The organism is Stenotrophomonas sp. Nf1 (assembly GCF_003028475.1).
Lineage (GTDB): Bacteria > Pseudomonadota > Gammaproteobacteria > Xanthomonadales > Xanthomonadaceae > Stenotrophomonas.
Genome location: NZ_PYTV01000002.1, coordinates 287,549 through 308,779, shown reverse-complemented (window position 1 = coordinate 308,779; position 21,231 = coordinate 287,549). Strand labels below are relative to the sequence as shown.

The window sequence follows — 21,231 nt, the reverse complement described above, 5'->3', positions numbered from 1 at the left end:
CGTTACTGCCAGCCGTAGCGGCGGATGTACAAGCGCTTCAGCGCGGTGGTCAGCACCGCATAGCCGAACAGGATCGCCACCAGGAACGGCCAGTAGCCGGCCGGCAGGGCCTGCAGCTTGAAGTAGCCGGCCAGCGGGCTCATCGGCAGGGCCACGCCGATGGCCATGATCAGGCCGGTCATCAGCAGCAGCGGCGGTGCGGCGATGCTCTGCAGGAACGGCAGTTTCGGGGTACGGATCATGTGCACGATCAGGGTCTGGGTCAGCAGGCCAACCACGAACCAGCCGGACTGGAACAGGCTCTGGTCGGCGGCGCTGCGCGCGTCGAACACGTACCACATCAGCGCAAAGCAGGTCAGGTCGAAGATCGAGCTGATCGGCCCGAAGAACACCATGAAGCGCCCGATATCGGCCGGATTCCACTTCAGCGGCCTGCGCACCAGCTCTTCATCCACGTTGTCGAACGGAATGGCGATCTGCGAGATGTCGTACAGCAGGTTCTGCACCAGCAGCTGCAACGGCAGCATCGGCAGGAACGGCAGGAACGCCGAGGCCACCAGCACCGAGAACACGTTGCCGAAGTTGGAGCTGGCGGTCATGCGGATGTACTTGAGCATGTTGTTGAACGTGCGCCGGCCCTGGATGACGCCTTCCTCCAGCACCATCAGGTTCTTTTCCAGCAGGATGATGTCGGCGGCCTCCTTGGCAATGTCCACGGCGCTGTCCACGCTGATGCCGATGTCGGCCGCACGCAGCGCCGGGGCGTCGTTGATGCCATCGCCGAGGAAGCCCACCACCTTGCCCTGGGCGCGCAGCTCGCGCACCAGGCGTTCCTTGTGCAACGGCGTCAGCCGGGCGAACACGCGGTGATGGTGCAGCGCCCGCGACAACGCGCCGTCATCCATGCGCTCGATCTGCGGGCCGGTCAGGATGGTGTCGGCATCCAGCCCGACCTGGGCGCACACGCGGGCGGTGACCAGCTCGTTGTCGCCGGTGAACACCTTCACCTCCACCCCGTGCGTGGCAAGGGCCTGCAGCGCCTGTGCGGCCGATTCCTTCGGCGGGTCGAGGAAAGCGACGTAGCCGACCAGGGTCAGCGCACACTCATCAGCCTGCGAATACACGCTCTGGCTGGCGGCGGTCTCCTTCATCGCCACTGCCACCACGCGCAGGCCCTGTTCGTTCAACTCCTCGGTGGTCTGCCGCACGCGGGCCAGGCGCTGCTCGTCCAGCGGCATGTCCTGGCCGTTCTCGCGCACGGTGCTGCACACCGCCAGCATCTCCTCCACCGCGCCCTTGCAGATCAGCTCATGGTGGTCCTCGCGTTCGGAGACCACCACCGACATGCGGCGGCGCTGGAAGTCGAACGGAATCTCATCCACCTTGTGGTAGTCCTGCGACAGCCGCAGCGAGCTCTGCAGCTCCACATGCTCCAGCACGGCGCGGTCGAGCAGGTTGATCAACCCGGTCTGGAAGTGGCTGTTGAGGTAGGCGAACTTCAGCACGTCCTCCGAGTCATGGCCGAATACATCGGTGTGCCGCTCGAGCGCGATCCGGTCCTGGGTGAGGGTGCCGGTCTTATCGGTGCACAACACCTCCATCGCGCCGAAATTCTGGATCGCATCCAGGCGCTTGACGATCACCTTGCGCCGCGACAACAGCACCGCGCCCTTGGCCAGGGTGGAGGTGACGATCATCGGCAGCATTTCCGGGGTCAGGCCTACCGCCACCGACAGCGCGAACAGGAACGCCTCGGTCCAGTCGCCCTTGGTCCAGCCGTTGATCAGCAGCACGAACGGCACCATCACCAGCGCAAAACGGATCAACAGCCAGCTGACACTGTTGACGCCGGCCTGGAAGGCGGTGGGCGCGCGGTCGGTGGCGGTGCTGCGCTGGGCCAGCGTGCCGAAGTAGGTGCGGTTGCCGGTGGCCAGCACCACCGCCGTGGCGGTGCCGGAGACCACATTGGTGCCCATGAACAACAGGTTGTGCTGTTCCAGCAGACCGGCCAGGCCGTCGCCCGGGTGGGCGAACTTCTCCACCGGCAGCGATTCGCCGGTCATCGCCGCCTGTGCAACGAACAGATCCTTGGCAGTCAGCACGCGGCAGTCGGCAGGAATCATGTCGCCGGCCGACAGCACGATGTGGTCACCGGGCACCAGCTCGCGGATCGGCAGGTCCAACAGCCGCGCCGGGCCCCGGCTGTGCAGATGCGCGCCGAAGTACTGGTCGGCCACATCGGCCGCCTCGGTGCCCGGAGTGCGTCGCAGCACGCGCGCGGTATTGCCGACCAGCGCCTTCAGCCGCTCGGCGGCCCGATTGGAGCGGCCTTCCTGCACGAAGCGGATCAGGGTGGAGAGCAGCACCATCGCACCGATCACGATCGTCGCCTTGACGTCCTCGGTCAGCCACGACACGGCTGCCAGTACGCTCAACAGCAGGTTGAACGGATTGCGGTAGCACTGCCACAGGTGCCGCCACCACGGCAGCGGCTTTTCGTGATCCACCTCGTTGGGGCCGAGCGAGGCCAAGCGTGCCTCGGCTTCGTGCGCGCTGAGGCCATCGGCGTGCGAGGCCAGCGTGTCCAGCAGTTGCGCTTCATCCTGCTGGGCGAGGGTGACCAGGCCGGTGGTCAGCGTGAACGGTGCAGCGTCCGCGCTGCCCGGGCCGAAACCAGCCTCGGGCATTGCGCGGCGGCCGAACAGATTGCCTGCGCGACGGCTGCGCAGGAAGGCATTGAACCAGGCGTTGAGCAGGCTCATGGGAACTCCTCGAATGTCAGAGCCGGCCGCGGCCGGAACACGAACGGATGGGGCGGAACAGTTCAGGCGTGGCGCATGGCCAGCACGGCCGGCGACCATGGCTGCATGTGCAGGCGCTGGCTGCCGCCGATGCACAGCGGCTTCATCGCATCGCGCAGCGGGTAGGGCAGGTGGCGCAACACGTTGATGCGCTCGCTGATCGGCAGCAGTGACAGCGCATCGGCCACCACGCGTGGCGAGCCCAGCGACAGGGCGCGGGCGAACATGACCGGGCCGTGCTGCAGCAGCTGGCTGCGCAGGGCGGCGACATCGCGCTCACCGATCAGGCGGCGCAACGTGATGTAGAGGATCTTGTAGGACATGGGGGCGATCTCCAGGCAGGCGGCGCCTGGCGGTCCCCCGTCACTCAGGCAGGCAGGGACCAGCGGGCAGGCGCCAGGAACAGGCAGCAAGCGGGCGTGCGGGGCGCATCGCGCCCGGCAGGGTCGGGGTCCATCTGCGTCTCCTTGAGGGAAGTGGCAGGCCGGGGTTGCCCTGGCCAGTGGCGCTATTGTCCGCCCGTGAATGGGGCAGTCCTAGAGGCCCGTGGGTTAGCCGGGCTATACCTTGGTATAGCCGGCTGCCGGGGCCGCGCCGGAATCGTGATCAGTGCGAGCCGCTGGTGTTCCTGCACACGTCGTACTCGCCGCGGGTCAGCGTCTTGTCACGGTCGGTATCGCAGGCATGCAGGCGCTGCGCCCAATCGGGTGCCACCGCATCGACCTCGGCCAGGGTGACGATGCCGTCCTTGTCCTTGTCCAGCGATTCATACGGCGGAATCAGCTTTACCTGGGTCACCTCATCGGCGGCGGTCTTGCTGGGCTCCTGTGGTTTGGAACACGCCCCCAGCAGCAGGCCGGCTGCAACAACGAGGGCGGCGGGAACGAAACGGAAACCGGTCATGGCGTGCTCCTGTTGGCGGGGGCAGCCACTACGGCGCCCACCGGCGGATGATCGGCGCCGATCTGTAAGGGGTACGCGAAGAATCGTGCGCTGCCGGCGCTGGCATTGGGACCCCGTTCACCCGCGCCTGCGCGCAGCAATCGGAGATCCACCTGTCGAAATTGTCAGGCAGGCGACAGCAGGGTGCCGGAGCCGGCCGGAGAGGATGGCAACAGGCCCGCGCAGCCCCCGCGCCGGCACCGGCATGGACCCCCACAATGCGAATCCCGCTGCTGTCCGCACGATTGCGTCGTCGTCACCTGGCTCTGGGGGCGCTGCTGCTGGTCGCGCTCTCGCTGCTGATGCTGTTCCATGGTGTGTCGCGCGGAGACGCGCAACCGGCCAGCGCGCCACCGCCGGTGCCGGTGGTCACCGGTCGCGTCGAACAACAGGACATCGCCCACTGGCGAAGTAGCGTCGGCACGGTGCAGTCGCTGCAGAGCACGGTGCTGCGGCCGCAGGTGGATGGCGTGTTGACCGAGGTGCTGTTCGAGGAAGGTCAGAAGGTGCGCAAGGGGCAGCTGCTGGCACGCATCGATGATCGGGCGATCCGCGCCGACCTGGGTGGGGCGCAGGCCGCGGTGGCCCGCGATCGGGCCACGCTGGATGCCGCGCGCTCCGATCTGGCGCGCCTGCAGCACCTGTCCAGCGATCAGCTGGTGTCGCGGCAGATGCTGGAGCAGCAGGCCGCCACCGTACAGCAGCTGCAGGCCACCGGGCGCGGCAACCAGGCGGCGGTGGATGCCGCGCAGGTGCAGCTGTCGTATACCCGCATCCTGGCGCCGATGGACGGCCGCATCGGCCTGCGCCAGGTCGACCCGGGCAACCTGGTGCGCGCCAGCGATACCCAGGGCCTGGTGACCGTACAGCAGACCGACCCGATCTCGGTGGTCTTCGCGCTGCCGCAGGATGCGCTGCCGCAGCTGCGCCAGGCCCTTGCGGCCGGGGTGGTGCCGGTGCAGGCGCTGGACCGCGATGGCGGCCAGCTGCTGGCCGACGGCACCTTGCAGGTGATCGACAACCAGGTGGAGGAAACCTCCGGCACCGTGCGCCTGCGCGCACGCTTTGCCAACGCCGATGATCGCCTGTGGCCGGGCCAGCTGGTCAGCGTGCGCGTGCGCACCGGGCAGAGCGCGGCCACGCTGGTGGTGGACGCCGCCGCGATCCAGCGCGGCATCGAGGGCAGCTTTGTGTATCGGGTGGTGGCCGATGGCAGCGTCGAAGTGCTGCCGGTCAGCGTCGGTGAATCCGAGAACGGCAAAGTGGCGGTGCAGGGCGAGCTGCGGGTGGGCGATGTGATCGTCCGTGATGGGCAGTCGCGGTTGCGTCCGGGCGTGGTGGTTGCCGAGGCCGCGTCTGCGCCGGCGACCCAGCGCGGGCCCGCACCGTGAGCGCGCGGGTTTCGCTGTCCAGCTGGTTCGTCAGGCATCCGGTGGCCACCACGCTGCTGACGCTGGCGGTGATCCTGCTCGGCGTGGCCGCATTGCCGCGCTTGCCGGTGGCGCCGCTGCCGGAAGCGGAATTCCCGACCATCCGGGTCAATGCCAACCTGCCCGGGGCCAGCGCCGAAACGATGGCCTCGGCGGTCGCCACGCCGTTGGAAACCCAGCTGACCGGTGTGCCAGGCATCATCGAGATGACCTCCACCAGTGCGCTGGGCAGTACCTCGATCACCCTGCAGTTCGATCTGGAAAAGGACATCGACACTGCCGCGCAGGAAGTGCAGGCGGCGATCAATGCTGCCGCCGGGCGCCTGCCCAGCGATCTGCCGAACCTGCCGACCTGGCGCAAGGTCAACCCGGCCGACAGTCCGATCCTGGTGCTCAGCGTGGTCTCGGCGCAGATGTCGATGACCGAACTGAGCGATCTGGCCGAGAGTCGGCTGGCGCGTTCGATCAGCCAGATCAGCGGCGTGTCCGAGGTCAACATCGTCGGCCAGCAGCGCCCGGCCATCCGCATCCAGGCCCAGCCCGAGCGGCTGGCAGCGATGGGCATGACCCTGTCGGATCTGCGCGGCGTGGCCCAGAACGCCAGCCTCAACCAGGCCAAGGGCGCGCTGATGGGCGGCCAGCGCACGTCCACCTTCGAGGCCAACGACCAGCTGTTCGACGCGCAGGACTATCGGCAGCTGGTGGTGGCCTACCGCGATGGCTCGCCGGTAACGCTCGGCGATGTGGCGCAGGTAGTGGACGGTGCCGAGAACGCATATGTGCAGGCGTGGCCGAACGGGCAACCGGGGGTGGGCCTGATCATCAGCCGTCAGCCGGGGGCCAACATCGTGCGCACCACCGATGCGGTGCTGGCCGCGTTGCCGGCGCTGCGCGCCAATCTGCCGGCCAGTGTCGATGTGGAGGTGCTTAATGACCGTACGCGCACCATCCGCGCCTCGCTGCACGAAGTGGAACTGACCCTGGTGCTGACCATCGTGCTGGTGGTGCTGGTGATGGGGCTGTTCCTGCGCCAGCTGTCGGCCACGCTGATCGTCGGTGCGGTGCTGGTGGTGGCGTTGGTGGCCACGTTCGCGGCGATGTATGTGGCCGGTTTCAGTCTGAACAACCTCACCCTGGTCGCGCTGGTGGTCGCGGTCGGTTTCGTGGTGGACGATGCGATCGTGGTGGTGGAGAACATCCACCGCCATCGTGAGGCCGGACTGGGGCCGATGGAAGCGGCGCTGAAGGGCGCCGGCGAGATCGGCTTCACCGTGGTCTCGATCAGCCTGTCACTGATCGCCGCGTTCATCCCGTTGCTGTTCATGGGCGGCGTGGTCGGGCGCCTGTTCGCCGAGTTCGCGCTGACCATCACGGTGGCGATCCTGATTTCGATCGTGGCCTCGCTGACGCTGGCGCCGATGATGGCCGCGCACCTGATGAAGCGCATGCCGACCCACCGCGATGGCCAGGACACGCTGGCCGGGCGGCTGCTGGCCGGTTATGACCGCAGCCTGCAATGGGCACTGGGCCATCAACGTACGGTGCTGCTCGGCTTCGGCGCCACGGTGGCGGTGGCGGTGGCGTCCTACGTGATGATCCCCAAGGGCTTCTTCCCGTTGCAGGACACCGCCTTCGTGATCGCCACCACCGAGGCGGCGCAGGACATCGGCTACGAGCAGATGGCCGCCAAGCACCGGCAGCTGGCCGCCATCGCCGCCGAGGACCCGGCGTTGCAGGCCTACAACCATGCCGTGGGCGCCACCGGCGGCAGCCAGACCCTGTCCAACGGCCGCTTCTGGTTCGTGCTGAAGGATCGCGGCGACCGCGATGTGGACGTGCATGCGTTCATCGACCGCCTGCGCGCGAAGATGGCCAGCGTGCCGGGCATCACCGTGTACATGCGCGCCGCGCAGGACATCAATCTGGGCGCAGGGCCGGCGCGCACCCAGTACCAGTACGCGTTGCGCGGACAGGACAGCCGCGAGCTGTCGCGCTGGGCCGAGCAGCTGACCGAGCGCCTGCGCAGCCTGCCGCAGCTGCGCGATGTATCCAACGACCAGCAGGTCGGCGCCAGTGTCACCCGCTTGCAGATCGACCGCACCGCTGCGGCGCGGTTCGGATTGACCGCCAATGACATCGACCAGGTGCTCTACGATGCGTTCGGCCAGCGCCAGATCAACGAGTTCCAGACCGAGACCAACCAGTACCGGGTGATCCTGGAGATCGCGCCGAGCCTGCTCGGCGAGGTCGACGCGCTGTCCTACTTCCACCTGCGCTCGCCGTTGACCGGGCAGATGGTGCCGCTGTCGGCGGTGGCCCAGGTGCAGCCGCCGGGCAACGGGCCGTTGTCGATCAGCCACAACGGCATGCTGCCGGCGGTGAATCTGTCGTTCAATCTGGCCCCGGGAGTATCGCTGGGCGAGGCGGTGCAGCTGGTTGAACAGGCGCAGGTCCAGCTGGGCATGCCGGCCAGCATCAGCGGCCGCTTCCAGGGCACCGCGCAGGCGTTCCAGGAATCGCTGGCCAGCCAGCCATGGCTGATCCTGGCCGCGCTGCTGGCGGTCTACATCATCCTCGGCGTGCTGTACGAGAGCTTCGTGCACCCGCTCACGATCCTGTCCACGCTGCCTTCGGCCGGCATCGGCGCGGTGCTGATGCTGTGGCTGTGGGGGCTGGAGTTCTCGATCATGGCGTTGATCGGCATCGTGCTGCTGATCGGCATCGTCAAGAAGAACGGCATCCTGATGGTCGACTTCGCGCTGGACGCGCAACGCAACCGCGGATTGTCGCCATTGCAGGCGATCCACGAGGCCTGCCTGACCCGCTTCCGCCCGATCATGATGACCACGCTGGCCGCGCTGCTGGGCGCGATTCCACTGATGATCGGCTTTGGCACCGGTTCGGAGCTGCGCCAGCCGCTGGGCGTGGCTGTGGTCGGCGGCCTGCTGATCAGCCAGCTGCTGACCCTGTACAGTACCCCGGTGATCTACCTGGCCCTGGACCGGCTGTTCCTGCAACGTCGTCGCGAGCGCAGGGCAGCGGAAGGTGCCGCGCTGACGGAGCCCGGATGAAACTGCTTATTGTCGAGGATGAGAGCAAGACCGCCCATTACCTGCGCACCGGCCTGGGTGAGCAGGGCTGGGCGGTGGACCTGGCCGCCGACGGCGTGACCGGCCTGCACCTGGCCCGCGAATTCGACTACGACGTGATCGTGCTGGATGTGATGCTGCCGGGCATGGATGGCTTCAACGTGCTGCGTGAACTGCGCCGCAGCAAGCAGACCCCGGTGATCATGCTGACCGCGCGTGATCGCGTGGATGACCGCGTGCACGGGCTGGGGCAGGGCGCCGATGACTATCTGGTCAAGCCGTTCTCGTTCATCGAACTGCTGGCACGGCTGCAGGCACTGGTGCGACGTGGCCGGCAGCAGGAGCCGACCGAACTGCAGGTGGGTGACCTGCAGGTCAACCTGCTGGCACGCCGCGCCTATCGTGACGGCGCACGCCTGGATCTGACCGGCAAGGAGTTCGCGCTGTTGGCCCTGCTGGCGCAGCGGCGTGGACAGATCCTGTCCAAGACGGTGATTGCCGCGCAGGTCTGGGACATCAACTTCGACAGCAATACCAACGTGGTGGAAGTGGCGATCAAGCGCCTGCGCGGCAAGCTCGATGGCCCGTACCCCAGCAAGCTTCTGCATACCGTGCGCGGGATGGGCTATGTGCTGGAAGTTCGCGAGGACGAGGACGGGCCGCGATGAGGTGGTCGATCGCGCAGCGCCTGTCGGCGATGTTCGCTGTGGCCGCGCTGCTGGTGTTCACCCTGCTCGGCATCGGTGTGTATGGCGTGCTGGAACGGCAGGTCGTGCGTTATCAGCATGCCGAGCTGCAGACCAAGCTGCACGCAGTGAGCGGCAGCGTGGCGATGTGCGATACCCGTGAGCGCTGGACCAAGGTGCGCGAGAAGGTCGGCAACCTGATTTCCGGTGACCGTGACACGCTGGTCTGGGCCTGGAGCGATGACCCGACCTTCCGTATCGGCAGTGCGCAGCCGCAGGTGCAACCCCCCGGCAGCCATGACGGAGGGATGGGGACCCTGCAGCGTGACGGTGCGCACCCGCTGCGCACGCTCTACGAGCGCGTGCCGGGCAAGGGCGTGCGGCCGCCGGTGGACCTGTGGATCGGCATCGACTCCGAGCCCTATACGCATGCACTGCAGCGGTTTGCCGTAGCGCTGTGGGTGGCCGGTGTGCTGGGCGTGCTGCTGGTGGCCGGCCTGGGCTACTGGATCGCGCGGTTGGGATTGGCGCCATTGCGGGCGCTGTCCGACGAAGCGCGCTCACTCAGTCCCCAGCGGCTGTCGCAGCGGCTGGACACTGCGGGGCTGCCGGCCGAGCTGGGTCACCTGACCGGAGCCTTCAACGGCGCGCTGGATCGACTGGAAGCTGCCTACACGCGGCTGGATGCCTTCAATGCGGACGTGGCGCATGAACTGCGCACGCCTCTGGCCAACCTGATGGGCCAGACCCAGGTCGCGCTGTCGCGGCCGCGCGATAGCGCCGACCTGCAGGAAGTGATGCAGTCGAATCTTGAAGAGCTGGAGCGCCTGCGCGCGATCGTCAACGACATGCTGTTCCTGTCGCGTGCCGGGCAGGGTGACATCGCCATGGACACCCGCACCGTGTCCCTGGCCGAAGAGGTGGCCACGGCCGGGGAGTTCCTCGAGCTGCTGTTCGAGGAGGCAGGGCTGACCCTGCGCATTGAAGGTGATGCCAGCGCACGCATCGATCCGTCGCTGCTGAGGCGTGCATTGACCAACCTGCTGCACAACGCCGTGCAGCACGCGCGGCCTGGCAGCGTGGTGCGGGTGCAGCTGCAGGCCGAAGGCAACGGTGCCCGCATTGCGGTGCTGAACGAGGGCGACGGCATCGCCCGCGAACACCTCCCGTTGCTGTTCGAGCGCTTCTACCGGGTGGATGAAGCCCGCGAGTACCGAGGCGAGCGTCATCACGGGCTGGGCCTGTCCATCGTCAAGGCCATCGCCATGCTGCACGGCGGTGAAGTATTCGTGGCCAGCCAGGACGGACTGACCACGGTGGGATTCAGTGTCGGCTGAAGGAATCGCGCTGGGTAGAGTCAACTGTTGCTCGACTGCTCTTGGCGCGATGCTGGAAAGCCCGCGCTGCGCGCGTTAGTCGACCAACGGTCGACCCTACCAGGAGCGGGGTGCCGGCCATCACGGGGTCGGCTGGAGGAATCCCGCTGGGTAGAGTCGACCGTTGGTCGACTGCTCTTCGCACGAAGCCGGAAAGCCCGCGCTGCGCGCGTGAGTCGACCAGCGGTCGACCCTACCAGGAGCGGGGTGCCAGCCATTACGGGGTCGGCTGAAGCAATCCCGCTGGGTAGAGTCGACCGTTGGTCGACTGCTCTTGGCGCGATGCCGAGAAGCCCGCGCTGCGCGCGTTAGTCGACCAGCGGTCGACCCTGCCAGGAGCGGGGTGCCGGCCATTACGGGGTCGGCTGAAGCAATCCCGCTGGGTAGAGTCGACCGTTGGTCGACTGCTCTTGGCGCGATGCCGGAAAGCCCGCGCTGCGCGCGTGAGTCGACCAGCGGTCGACCCTGCCAGGAGCGGGGTGCCGGCCATTACGGGGTCGGCTGAAGCAATTCCGCTGGGTAGAGTCGACCGTTGGTCGACTGCTCTTGGCGCGATGCTGGAAAGCCCGCGCTGCGCGCGTTAGTCGACCAGCGGTCGACTCTACCAGGAGCGGGGTGCCAGCCATTTCCCCGGCCGATTCTTCACGAACCCAACGGATTCGCGGCCGATCGCTCTCGATGTCCCGTCAGACTCTGTCCGCAAACGCATCGGTGGCGCGCACCAGTGCATCGGTCGTGGCCGCTTCGTTGGCGCTGTGGCCCGAAGTCACCATCCGCAGCTGTGCTTCCGGCCAGGCCTTGGCCAGATCCCAGGCGCTGCGCGGCGGGCAGATGATGTCGTAGCGCCCCTGTACGATCACGCCCGGCAGGTGGCGGATGCGGTCGATACCGCGCAGCAGCTGGTCCGGCTCCAGGAAAATGCCATTGCGGAAGTAGTGCGCTTCGATGCGTGCCTTGGCCAGGGTATCCAGCGGGTCATCGCTGGATTCGGCGTCCACCTCGTGTTGCAGCGTGGCGGCGTTGTCTTCCCAGCCCAGCCAGGCCTGGGCCGCGGCGATGCGGGTGGCCTCATCCGGGCTGTCCAGCCGTGCCCAGTAGGCCTCGATCATGTTGCCGCGCTCGGCCTCGGGAATATGGGCCTCGTAGCGGTCCCAGCGCTCCGGGAAGATCCAGCGCGCACCGCCATCGACTTCGGCGAACCAGCGGTTCTCGATCTCGCGGCCGAGAAACACGCCGCGCACGATCAGCCCGGTGGCCCGCTCGGGATGCGCCTGCGCATAGGCCAGCGACAGCGTGGAGCCCCACGAGCCGCCGTAGACCAGCCAGCGCTCGATGCCCAGGTGCTCGCGCACCTTCTCGATATCGGCCACCAGATCCTGCGTGGTGTTGTCGCGCAGCTCGCCGAACGGGGTGGAACGTCCGCTGCCGCGCTGGTCGATCAGCACGATGCGGTAGCGCGCCGGGTCGAAGAAGCGCCGATGGGTGGGCGAGATGCCGGCGCCGGGCCCGCCGTGCAGGTACACCACTGCGATGCCACCGGGCGTGCCGCATTCTTCCACGTGCAGGGTGTGCAGATCGCTGACCGGCAGCGTGAACTCGCGGTAGGGCTCGATGGCGGGATACAGGGTGCGCATGGCAGGCGTCTCACGAACGGGGCCGCCAGCATAGCGCCCTCTGCGTGCCAGCACAGGGCATGCCACGTTGCCGATGCTGTAAATGCACTGGCCGATGCGCGTACACACGGTGCGATGCATGCGCAACTGAAATTGCTGCAAGCGCGTTTGACAGCATTTGGAGTCGCGCTTATAAGTTTCAGGCGGCGTTAACAAGGATCAATCACGACGCCGCATTCAGCAGTGTTCATCTCCCAACAAAATAAGGAAGTGAAGAATGAACAACGTACTTGCTCTGCAGTCGCTGGAAATCGAGTCGCTGGAAGCTGAAGCCGAGTGTGTGGTCTGCCTGTCCTGGTACAGCTCGGGCCTGGGCATCGACGAAGGTTCGGACAAGGCGTAGTCCATCGGGCTGCCCTGAACCTTCTGCCACCGGCCGGCGTCCGCCGCGCCGGTGGCGAAGTCTTCAACGGTTGAAGTCGCTGCGCCGTTCACCTGGGTGGACGGTGCAGTCTGTCGGCGCGTGCGATGCGGACACGGTGGATCCCGCCGTGTCGACAAGGAGGTGTGGAGTGAGTGAGGTAACGGCACGTCTGTACACGCTGGCTGACAGCCTGCATTTTGAATCACCGGACCGCTACCGGCCGACCGATGAGTATGCGGCAATCGCGCGCAGCCGCTTGCCATCCAGCTGGACGATGCAGGCGCGGGGCTTCTGGACTACCTGTCGTCCTGCGCAGAGCGTAGCGGCCAGCCACGGCTGGAAGATCCATTTGTCCAGCATTCCTGAAAACGCCGAACGCACGCTGTCTGCGATCCTGCCGGTGGTGCTGGAGGCCGGCGTGGCGTTCAAGTTCTGCTCCGACCCCTTCATGCTCGGGCTTTCGCTGGGCAAGGGATGGTCGCGCTTCCAGGTGGGCAAGTTCATCACGATCTACCCGCAGGACCCACAGCAGTTCCAGGCGCTGCTGCCACAGCTGCATCAGGCCACCTGCGATCTGGCCGGCCCGCATGTGCTGACCGATCGCCCCTACGCCGACAGCACGGTGGTCTACTACCGGTATGGCGCGCATGCCGGCGTATCGCGGCCGGATCCCTATGGCAGTCTGCAGCAGGGCTACCCGCTCAGCGACGGCGCATGGCAGGAAGACGTGCGTGGCCCGGCATTCCGGTTGCCGCCCGGCGTCATCGATCCGGTCACCCGCGCTGCCGAAGCGGCGCCGCAGTCACCGCAGGGGCCGATCACCCTCAACGGCCGCTATGAAGTGAAGGGGGTGCTGAAGTTCAACGGCACCGGCGGCATCTATCACGGGCGCGATACCGCGACCGGGCGCAAGGTCGTCATCCGCGAGGTGCGTGGCTTTTCCGCTGCCGATGGCAGCGAAGTGCCCAACGGCATGGTCAATGCGATCCAGCGTGAGGCCCGGATCCTGCAGAAGCTGTCCGGGACCGGACGTGTGCCGGTGTATGTGGACCTGTTCAAGGAATGGAACAACTGGTTCCTGGTCCAGGAGCAGCTGGAGGCGATCACGCTGTGGGACAGTGCGATGGCGTTCTATTTTGCCGATGAGGATCAGCGGTCGCGCGACGGTTTTGAGCGTATCCGCACGAAGATCCGCCAGATCGGCGAGGCGCTCCAGTGCGTTCACGACCATGACGTCGTGCTGCGCGACCTGACCCGCAGCAACGTGATGTTCACCGCTGATGGGGACGTGAAATTCATCGATCTGGAATTCGCGCACGAGATCGGTGTCGACTCGCGCTGGGCCAAGGGCTGGACACCGGGCTACGCCTCGCAGCAGCAGCTGGAAGCGCAGCGCCCTACGGTGCAGGAGGATCACTATGCGTTCGGCGCGCTCATTCTGGACATGATCACCTTCTGTGCCTCCGGCCTGGATCTGAGCCGTGAGGCCCTGCTTGAGCGCAAGCTGCGGCAGGTGCTGGATGATCTGGGCCTGCCCGCCGATCTGCACGAAATCGTGACGGGCCTGACGCTTCAGGACGTGGATGAGCGCTGGAGTATCGCGCGTGCGTTGGCACACCTGGCCAAGGCGCCGGCGCCCGCCCCGGACCGATTGATGTTTCCGACACGCGCGCAACTGCTGGAGCTGGCAGCGCCGGTAGCAGAGACGCGCGCGCGCATTGCTGCCGTGTTGGACGGCTACGAACGCTACCTGGGCTCGACCTGCGATCTCTCACGCAGCGATCGCCTGTGGCCGGCGGGCCTGCAGATGTTCATGACCAACCCGGTCTCGCTGCAGTTCGGCGCGACCGGCGTTGCCATGTTTCTGTTGCAACGGAGCGGCCAACTGCAGCCGGCTGTGCTGGACTGGATCGAACGCGGTGCCACCCCGCAACGATGCCCGAGCGGCCTGTACTCCGGCCGCGGCGGCGTCGCCTTGCTGATGATGTGCGCAGGCCGCCCGGACACGGCGCGCCGCCTGTTGGCCGAGATCAACGATGACCCGGCCGCGCGGGTGCTGCCGGGGCTGTACTTCGGCGCTGCGGGACTGGGCCTGCTGAATCTGCACGCCTGGCGGTCGTTGCGCGACCCGGCCTACCTTGAGGCGGCGGCGCGCATCGGCGATGCGATGCTGCAGCAGGGGCAGCGCGCTGCCATCGGCCTGTACTGGAAGGCCGGGGACCGCACTGGTCTGGGGTTGGGCGATGGGCAGAGCGGGATCGCGCTGTTCCTCACCTATCTGGGCAAGGCGACCGGCGCGCAGCGCTATCTCGATGCGGCCGCCGATGCACTGGATTTCGATCTCGCCCATGGCCTGCGCATTGCCGGCAGAACGGTATGGCCCACGCACGTTGAAAGCGGACCGGCCGCGCCGGCCAGCCCGCATACCCGTTTCGGATCGGCGGGCATCGGCATGGCCTGCCTGCGCCACTTCGTTGCTACCGGGCGTGAGCGTTTCCGCGAGGCGGCGCTGGACTGCGCGCATTCGGTGCGGCCACGGGTCACCAACAAGATCTGGCAGGACAGCGGCAATGCCGGCTTCGGTGAGTTCATGCTGGACATGGCGCATTTCCTCGGCGATGAGCGCTTCGCTCATGCCGCCTTCTACCAGGCCGAGGCGATCCTGCCACACGCGATCGACTGTGAGGGAGGCATCGCCTTTGCCGGGCCGGCACACTATCGCCTCTGCAACGACTTCGGCATGGGCGGCTCCGGCATTGGTGTGTTCCTGGATCGACTGCAGAACCGCCGCCGTCGCCTGCTGATGCTGGATGAACTGCTGGAGCCGTCGCCGACACCCGCCGCATGATCCTGCGACGTTGCCGGTGCGCTGCCCGGCAACGTCGCGTCCTGGACGGGCCAGGCGCCTCAGAAATCCATCGTCGCCGACAGCAGCACCGTTCTCGGCGCACCCAGTGCCAGGCTCGACAGCAGGGGCATGCCCCAGTACGCCTTGTTGGCCACGTTGTTCACCGTGGCACGCAGCGCAAACGGCCGGCCCGCCATCGTCGTGCTGTAGCGCGCGCCCACATCGAACAGCGTGCGGCCCGGCACCGACAGGCCGTTGTCTGCACTGATGTACTGCTTGGACATGGCCGTCGCATTGCCAGTCAGGGTCAGCCCCTGCAACGCCGGCACATCCCATTCCACGCCCAGCTTGGCCTGGCGCTGGGCCACGGCAGTGGCGATGCGGCCCTCATTCACGCCGCCGGCGGTACGGGTCAGCTTCGGTTGCACATAGGCCAGGCCACCCAGCAGGCGCACCCCGTCCAGCGGTGAACCGAAGAAGCCCCATTCCACGCCACGGTTTCGTTGCTCGCCACCAAACGAGAAGATGTTGGTGACCGGGTCGGTGTAGCTGCTCGGGCGCTTGATCTCGTACACGCTGAAGGTGTGCGCGAAACTGCCCCGGTCCAGCTTCAGGCCCAGCTCCTTCTGCTTGGTGCGGAAGGGTGCGAACACATCGCCAGCGTTGGCCGCGGTCATCGGTGCGGTGGCGCCCTGGCTGAGGCCTTCGATGTAGTTGGTGTAGACCGAGACGGTGTCGCTGGCTTTCACCAGCAACGCGGCCGCCGGGGTGGTGGCGCTCTCGTCATAGCGCGAGGTGCGCGCACCGGTGGCCACGTTGAAGGTCTCGCTGAGTACCTGCTGGCGACGCACGCCCAGCGTCAGCTGCACGCGTTCATCGGCGAAGGACAGGGTATCGGCGACGCCAAGGCTGTCCAGCCGCAGCTCGGTGTGCGAGATGTGCGGCGCGATGAACGGCGCGGCCGGCCCCCACACCGGGTGATAGAGGTTGGTGGTCCAGTCCCAGCCCGGCACGCTGCGGCGGCCATAGTCGTTCTGGGTGTGCTGGTAGTGGGTCACGTTGGCGGCCCACTGGTGGCCGACGCTGCCGGTGCGGAACGTGCCGCGCAGGCCGGCATCACCGGACTGCTTGCGGATATCGAACGCCAGCTGGCCGATCACCGTGCTGAAATCGCCGGCCGGATTGAGCACCTGTGCGCTGATCGAGCCGTTGTAGCGGTAGTCGGTCCTGCTGGTGCCATAGGCCAGGTAGGCCATCAGGTTGTCATTGATGTCCAGCTCGCCGCGCAGCATCGCGCCCTTGTCCCGGCTGTCCACGTACGCCCAGTCCGGGTTGATCAGGGTATCGCCGCGCGGCGGGCGCGGAATCGCCACCCCCGGGGCCAGACCGACCCCGCGCGCCGGGCCGTCAATGCGGTCGTCGGCGCTGTACAGATCGGCCGACAGGCGCGCACGGCTGCCGCGCCAGTCCAGTGCCAGCGACCCCAGCTGCACCTTCTTGCGCTGCTTGCCGACGGCACCGTCGCCATCACGCCAGGCACCGTTGAAGCGGATGCCGAACTGCCTGTCGGTGCCCATCCGGCGGCCGACGTCCACATGGGTGCCGAACTGCGCATCGGAGGCGAAGTTGGCACTGACCCGCAGCAGCGGCTGCTCGCCGGCACGCTTGGGCACCAGGTTCACCGCGCCGCCCACCGAGCCGCCCGGCGGCATGCCGTTGAGCAGCGCCGACGGGCCCTTGAGCACCTCGATGCGCTCGAACATTTCCGGCGAGGTGCGGTAGAACGGCGCCATGCCGCTGAGACCGTTGAAGGTGGTGTCGCTGGTACTGGAGGCGAAGCCACGGATGGCGTAGTTCTCGCTCCACGAGCCGGTGACGCCGTTGCTGAACACCGTGGGGTCGGTGGCGGCAATGACCTCGGTGATGTCCCGGGCCTGGCGGTCGCGGATGAACGCTTCGGTATAGCTGACCGTGCTGAATGGTGTGTCCATGAAGTCCTTGTCACCGAGCAGGCCGACACGGCCGCCGCCGGCCACCTGTCCGCCGGCGTAGTCGCTGGTGACCCGCCGCTGTTCCTGCACCTGCACCGAGGGCAGGGTGGACGGTGCCGATTCGGCAGATTCGGCCAATGCGGCGAACGAGGCCAGCAGGCCCAGCGTGAGGGCCGAAACGCGGTGGCGCCGGTCCGCGCCCGGCGGAGGCGTCGGCAGCCGCGCAGCGGCCATGGCCGGACGGACGGGCGAAGCGGGTAGATCAAACACGGTCATGCCAGGTTCCTGTAGATCGCAGGCGCGAACGCGCCTGGCGCGCTGCCATCGGCAAGCACGGGAAGAGGGCGCAGCGCAGGGTTGTTGGCTGGGTGGGGACCTGGCGGGAGATGAGCCACCGGCTCGATTCGGGTGTGGGCCACGGCGACGGGCCGGGCGCACTTCCATTTAGTTGAGTAAAATAAACTAAATCACAGGAAGCGGACAAGAGGGTCCCTTTGCTGTCACCCTGCCAACGCTATGAGTACGCAACCCGATCCAATACTGCCGCCCCGTGGCCGGCCGCCCACCATCACCCCCGAGCGTCTGGCCGACATCGGCATCCGCCTGGGGCTGCCCGGCCTGACCATGGCCACCGTCGCTGCCGAACTGGCGGTGAGCCAGGCCGCGCTGTACAAGCGCGTGGCCAATCTGGAGGCATTGAAACGGTTGGTGGCCGATGCCGTGTTCCAGCGCTGGCAGATTCCGCGCGCATCGCGTGATGCCGCGGGCGGACTGCAGGGCTACCTGCTGACCTTCGTGGCGTCGTTGTGCGAGGTGGTGAAGGCGCATCCCGGGCTGCCGCCGTATCTGCTGCGGCGTTCGGTGGCGACCACGCCGATGCTGGAAAAGATCGCCGCCCACCAGGTGCATGTGGCCGAGGTGTATGGGCTGCCGATCGACAAGGCGCGTTGGCTCCTGGCCACCCTGGCGTTCCACTGCATCGCCGGTGCCGACACGATCTACGCAATCGCCGACGATGAGGATGGCCAGGTCATCACCGAGTTCAAGCAGGGCCTGCGTGCGCTGGTGATCGGGTCGTTGCAGGTATTGGAAGAGGACGGCGCGGACCTATCGCCGTGACCCCATCCGCGCATGGCGTGGATCTACAATGCGGCCATGCCTGCCACGCCCACCCTCGATGACCTGCGCCGCTTCGCTGTGGCGCGCACCCTGTTCGCCCCCACCACGCTGATGGCGGCGATCCGGCGGCTCGGCTTCGTCCAGGCCGACCCGATCCGCGCCCCGGCGCGTGCGCAGGACCTGACCCTGCGGCACCGGGTGAAGGACTACCGCGCGGGGGATCTGGAACGGCGCTATGCGCGCCTGCCGGTGGAAGAAGACTGCCTGGTCAACTACGGTTTCCTGCCGCGTGAGCATCTGGCGCTGATGCATCCGCGGGTGTCCCGGCGCGCGTGGGATGCGCAGACCCGGCGCCGTGCAGACGATGTGCTGGCCTTCGTGCGCGAACGCGGCAGTGTGCACCCGCGCGAAGTCGATCAGGCCTTCGCGCATGGCCGGGTGACCAACTACTGGGGGGGCACCAGCAATGCCAGCACCCAGCTGCTTGACGGCATGCATTACCGCGGTCTGTTGCGCGTGCAGCGCCGCGACAGTGGCACGCGCATCTACACGTTGGCCGACCACGCCGAGGCCGATGCCAGCGAGGCCGCGCAGATCGAGCGCGCGGCGGCGCTGGTCAACCTGGTGGTGCGCAAGTACGCGCCACTGCCGTCGGCCAGCCTGACCTATCTGGTGCGCCTGCTGGGCTATGGCGCACCGCACCTGGCCAAGCAGACCCGGCACGCGTTGAAGCTGGCCAGGCAGCAGCTTGCCAGTTGCACGCTGGACGGCACCACGTGGTACTGGCCGGCGGATGAGAATCCACGCTCCCGCCGGCACGCGCCGGACGAGCAGGTGCGCCTGCTGGCACCGTTCGATCCGGTGGTGTGGGATCGCCGCCGCTTCGAGCAGTTGTGGGGCTGGGTCTACCGGTTCGAGGCGTACACACCTGCACCCAAGCGCCAGTACGGCTACTACGCACTGCCGCTGTTGTGGCACGACCAGGTGGTGGGTTGGGCCAATCTCAGCGTACGCGACGGCGAGCTGGCCTCGAGCGTGGGCTATGCCGGGCGATCGCTGGCGCGCGATCGGGTGTTTGGCCGGGCCCTGCAGGACGAGCTGGAGCGGATGCGCGTGTTCCTGGAGGCGGCCGGGCGCTAGCACCGGCGGCAGCGGAGGCGGCGTTCAGTGCCCGGAATCGGGCGCCTGCACCGGACGCATCTGCTGGCGGATGCGGGCGCGTGTCCGGTACAGCTGGGTATCTGCGCGATGGATGGTCTCGGCCACGGCCTCACCCGGGCGGTGCTCGGCGCTGCCCATCGAGAACGGCGTGGGTGCGGCGGCGGCATGCTGCCGGTACCAGCCTTCCAGCGCGGCCAGGCGCGCAGGCGGGGCATCCAGCACGACCAGGAATTCATCGCCGCCCAGCCGCACCACGACCTCGCGTTCGGCCAGCGGCCGGCGCAGGAAGGTGGCGAACTCCACCAGCACCGCGTCGCCGCGCCGATGCCCCTGCAGATCGTTGATCTGCTTGAAATGGTCCAGGTCGAACAGCAGGCAGGCCCAGCTCGCGTCGAGCTGGGCGTCGAGCCGATGCAGGTAGCGGCGGTTGTGGCAGTGGGTCAGCGGGTCGCGCTGGGACAGCTCGCGCAGGATGCGCTCCTGTTGGCGCAGCGCGGTGACGTCCTGCGCATGCCCCAGCACGTAGGGCGGATCGGCCTCTTCGTCGAGCACATTGTGGTAGGCCCAGTAGCGGCGATGGCCATCGGCGCCGATCAGCTCGATCACGCCCGAATCGGTGTGCGCCGCGGCGATGCGTGCCAGGTAGGCGTCGAACGCGTCGCGGCGATCTGTTGGCATCAGCGCGCCGAGGCTGCGCCCGACCATCTGGCTCTCCTCGAAACCCAGCGACTGCACGGCCGCCGGGTTCACCGAGGTCAGCGTGCCGTCCAGGGTATGCGTGCAGATCAGGCCCAGGCTGTAATGGAACAGGCGCCGATAGCGTGTTTCGCTGGCTTCCAGTGCATCCAGCACGGCGCGCTCGTCGGTGATGTCCTGGATCGCGCCGACCAGGCGTGTGTGGCCATCGACCTGCTGCCGTCCACCCACCACGCGCACCCAGATGTGGCGTTGGTCGGCGGTGGTCATTGGCAGCTGTATTTCCCAGGGCGTGCCTTCGTCGACGCAGCGCTGCACCGCGCTCTGCATGATGCTGCGGCTGTCGGCGCGATAGAACGACAGTGCCGATTCCAGTGTGGGCTGGTAATTGCCGCGGACGCCGTGGATATGCTTGGTCTCGCGGGTCCAGCGCACCTCGTTGCTGTGCAGGTCCAGCTCCCAGCCACCCACGCGCGCGGCGCGGTTGGTGCGCTCCAGGAAGTCCTCGCTGCGCTTGAGTTCGCGATGCAGTGCCTTGGCCTGGCCGACCTGCGCCAGCAGTGCGCTGCGCTGTTCCAGCACCTGGGTGGTGACCCGCGCCAGGTGCACCATCAGCTCGCGCTGCGAGGGTGACAGCACGCCGGGCATCGGGTCGAGCAGGCACAGGGTACCGATGCGCGCGCCATAGGCCGAGCCCAGCGCGATGCCGCCGTAGTGGCGGATGCGCGGGCCGCCGGTGACCAGCGGGTTGCTGGAAAAGCGGGGGTCCTGGCGCGCGTCGGCGACTTCGAACAGGGTGTCCTGTTCGATGGCATGGGTACAGAAGGAGATGTCGCGCGAGGTCTCGCTGACACCTTCCAGGCCGATGTTGGCCTTGAACCACTGGCGCTGTTCGGCGACCACCGAGATCAGCCCCATGGTCATTCCGGTGGCGGAACGGGCCGCTGCGACGATGGCGTCGAACACCGGCTCCGGCGGCGTATCCAGAAGGCTCAGTCGGTCGATTTCAAGCAGTCGGTCGGCTTCGTCCATGGTGCGTGACAGGGCAGGGGCGT

General features: G+C 67.4%; 14 protein-coding genes. 8 read left to right on the top strand and 6 right to left on the bottom strand.

Going from position 1 to position 21,231, the window contains the following annotated elements:
- Positions 1–2 precede the first annotated feature (2 nt).
- The 3 genes from mgtA to C9412_RS05255 form a co-directional block, all read right to left on the bottom strand.
- Positions 3–2,762: a magnesium-translocating P-type ATPase gene (mgtA, locus tag C9412_RS05265; RefSeq protein WP_107230650.1), complete on the bottom strand. Its 2,760-nt coding sequence runs from the start codon at positions 2,760–2,762 to the stop codon at positions 3–5.
- Between the two features lie 62 nt (positions 2,763–2,824).
- Positions 2,825–3,124: a hypothetical protein gene (locus C9412_RS05260; protein ID WP_107230649.1), complete on the bottom strand. Its 300-nt coding sequence runs from the start codon at positions 3,122–3,124 to the stop codon at positions 2,825–2,827.
- A 283-nt stretch (positions 3,125–3,407) separates the two neighbouring features.
- Positions 3,408–3,704 (bottom strand): hypothetical protein, encoded by a 297-nt coding sequence (locus C9412_RS05255; protein WP_107230648.1) that lies wholly within the window; start codon positions 3,702–3,704, stop codon positions 3,408–3,410.
- Positions 3,705–3,961: 257 nt separating this feature from the next.
- Here C9412_RS05255 and C9412_RS05250 point away from each other — a divergent pair, with 257 nt between their 5' ends.
- Genes C9412_RS05250 through C9412_RS05235 form a run of 4 tightly spaced genes read left to right on the top strand, consistent with a single transcriptional unit; the run spans position 3,962 to position 10,285 of the window.
- The gene (locus C9412_RS05250; RefSeq protein ID WP_107230647.1) at positions 3,962–5,134 is read left to right on the top strand and encodes an efflux RND transporter periplasmic adaptor subunit; all 1,173 of its coding nucleotides are present in this window, start codon (positions 3,962–3,964) and stop codon (positions 5,132–5,134) included.
- Positions 5,131–8,244: a multidrug efflux RND transporter permease subunit gene (locus C9412_RS05245; protein WP_107230646.1), complete on the top strand. Its 3,114-nt coding sequence runs from the start codon at positions 5,131–5,133 to the stop codon at positions 8,242–8,244. The genes C9412_RS05250 and C9412_RS05245 overlap by 4 nt, the downstream gene beginning before the upstream one ends.
- Complete coding sequence (locus C9412_RS05240) at positions 8,241–8,930, top strand: heavy metal response regulator transcription factor (RefSeq protein ID WP_107230645.1); 690 nt, start codon at positions 8,241–8,243, stop codon at positions 8,928–8,930. Before C9412_RS05245 ends, C9412_RS05240 begins: the two co-directional genes overlap by 4 nt.
- Positions 8,927–10,285, top strand: a complete 1,359-nt coding sequence (locus C9412_RS05235; RefSeq protein WP_107230644.1) for a heavy metal sensor histidine kinase — start codon at positions 8,927–8,929, stop codon at positions 10,283–10,285. Before C9412_RS05240 ends, C9412_RS05235 begins: the two co-directional genes overlap by 4 nt.
- A 725-nt stretch (positions 10,286–11,010) precedes the next feature.
- Here the strand turns inward: C9412_RS05235 and pip are convergent.
- Entirely contained in the window at positions 11,011–11,958 is a 948-nt protein-coding gene (gene pip / locus C9412_RS05230) for a prolyl aminopeptidase (RefSeq protein WP_107230643.1), read from the bottom strand.
- 256 nt (positions 11,959–12,214) lie between these two features.
- On the opposite strand from pip, the gene C9412_RS20855 reads away from it, so the two are divergent.
- Together C9412_RS20855 and lanKC are read left to right on the top strand one after the other, a co-directional pair.
- Complete coding sequence (locus tag C9412_RS20855) at positions 12,215–12,340, top strand: hypothetical protein (protein ID WP_012511180.1); 126 nt, start codon at positions 12,215–12,217, stop codon at positions 12,338–12,340.
- 169 nt (positions 12,341–12,509) lie between these two features.
- The gene (gene lanKC, locus C9412_RS05225) at positions 12,510–15,209 is read left to right on the top strand and encodes a class III lanthionine synthetase LanKC (RefSeq protein ID WP_107230642.1); all 2,700 of its coding nucleotides are present in this window, start codon (positions 12,510–12,512) and stop codon (positions 15,207–15,209) included.
- A gap of 59 nt (positions 15,210–15,268) precedes the next feature.
- Here the strand turns inward: lanKC and C9412_RS05220 are convergent, their stop codons facing one another.
- On the bottom strand, positions 15,269–17,476 hold the full coding sequence (locus C9412_RS05220) for a TonB-dependent siderophore receptor (RefSeq protein ID WP_107230641.1): 2,208 nt from the start codon (positions 17,474–17,476) through the stop codon (positions 15,269–15,271).
- A gap of 240 nt (positions 17,477–17,716) precedes the next feature.
- On the opposite strand from C9412_RS05220, the gene C9412_RS05215 reads away from it, so the two are divergent.
- Positions 17,717–18,319 (top strand): TetR/AcrR family transcriptional regulator, encoded by a 603-nt coding sequence (locus C9412_RS05215; RefSeq protein ID WP_107230640.1) that lies wholly within the window; start codon positions 17,717–17,719, stop codon positions 18,317–18,319.
- 12 nt (positions 18,320–18,331) lie between these two features.
- Positions 18,332–19,459: a crosslink repair DNA glycosylase YcaQ family protein gene (locus C9412_RS05210; RefSeq protein ID WP_258190001.1), complete on the top strand. Its 1,128-nt coding sequence runs from the start codon at positions 18,332–18,334 to the stop codon at positions 19,457–19,459.
- Between the two features lie 24 nt (positions 19,460–19,483).
- Here the strand turns inward: C9412_RS05210 and C9412_RS05205 are convergent, their stop codons facing one another.
- A complete protein-coding gene (locus C9412_RS05205) occupies positions 19,484–21,208 on the bottom strand; it encodes a diguanylate cyclase (protein ID WP_107230639.1) in 1,725 nt (574 codons plus the stop codon).
- Positions 21,209–21,231 lie beyond the last annotated feature (23 nt).

Bases quoted from the DNA above. Each gene is read 5' to 3' on its own strand.
- mgtA (WP_107230650.1), bottom strand. From the start codon at position 2,762: ATGAGCCTGCTCAACGCCTGGTTCAATGCCTTCCTGCGCAGCCGTCGC.
- C9412_RS05260 (WP_107230649.1), bottom strand. From the start codon at position 3,124: ATGTCCTACAAGATCCTCTACATCACGTTGCGCCGCCTGATCGGTGAG.
- C9412_RS05255 (WP_107230648.1), bottom strand. From the start codon at position 3,704: ATGACCGGTTTCCGTTTCGTTCCCGCCGCCCTCGTTGTTGCAGCCGGC.
- C9412_RS05250 (WP_107230647.1), top strand. From the start codon at position 3,962: ATGCGAATCCCGCTGCTGTCCGCACGATTGCGTCGTCGTCACCTGGCT.
- C9412_RS05240 (WP_107230645.1), top strand. From the start codon at position 8,241: ATGAAACTGCTTATTGTCGAGGATGAGAGCAAGACCGCCCATTACCTG.
- C9412_RS05235 (WP_107230644.1), top strand. From the start codon at position 8,927: ATGAGGTGGTCGATCGCGCAGCGCCTGTCGGCGATGTTCGCTGTGGCC.
- pip (WP_107230643.1), bottom strand. From the start codon at position 11,958: ATGCGCACCCTGTATCCCGCCATCGAGCCCTACCGCGAGTTCACGCTG.
- C9412_RS20855 (WP_012511180.1), top strand. From the start codon at position 12,215: ATGAACAACGTACTTGCTCTGCAGTCGCTGGAAATCGAGTCGCTGGAA.
- C9412_RS05220 (WP_107230641.1), bottom strand. From the start codon at position 17,476: ATGACCGTGTTTGATCTACCCGCTTCGCCCGTCCGTCCGGCCATGGCC.
- C9412_RS05215 (WP_107230640.1), top strand. From the start codon at position 17,717: ATGAGTACGCAACCCGATCCAATACTGCCGCCCCGTGGCCGGCCGCCC.
- C9412_RS05210 (WP_258190001.1), top strand. From the start codon at position 18,332: ATGGCGTGGATCTACAATGCGGCCATGCCTGCCACGCCCACCCTCGAT.
- C9412_RS05205 (WP_107230639.1), bottom strand. From the start codon at position 21,208: ATGGACGAAGCCGACCGACTGCTTGAAATCGACCGACTGAGCCTTCTG.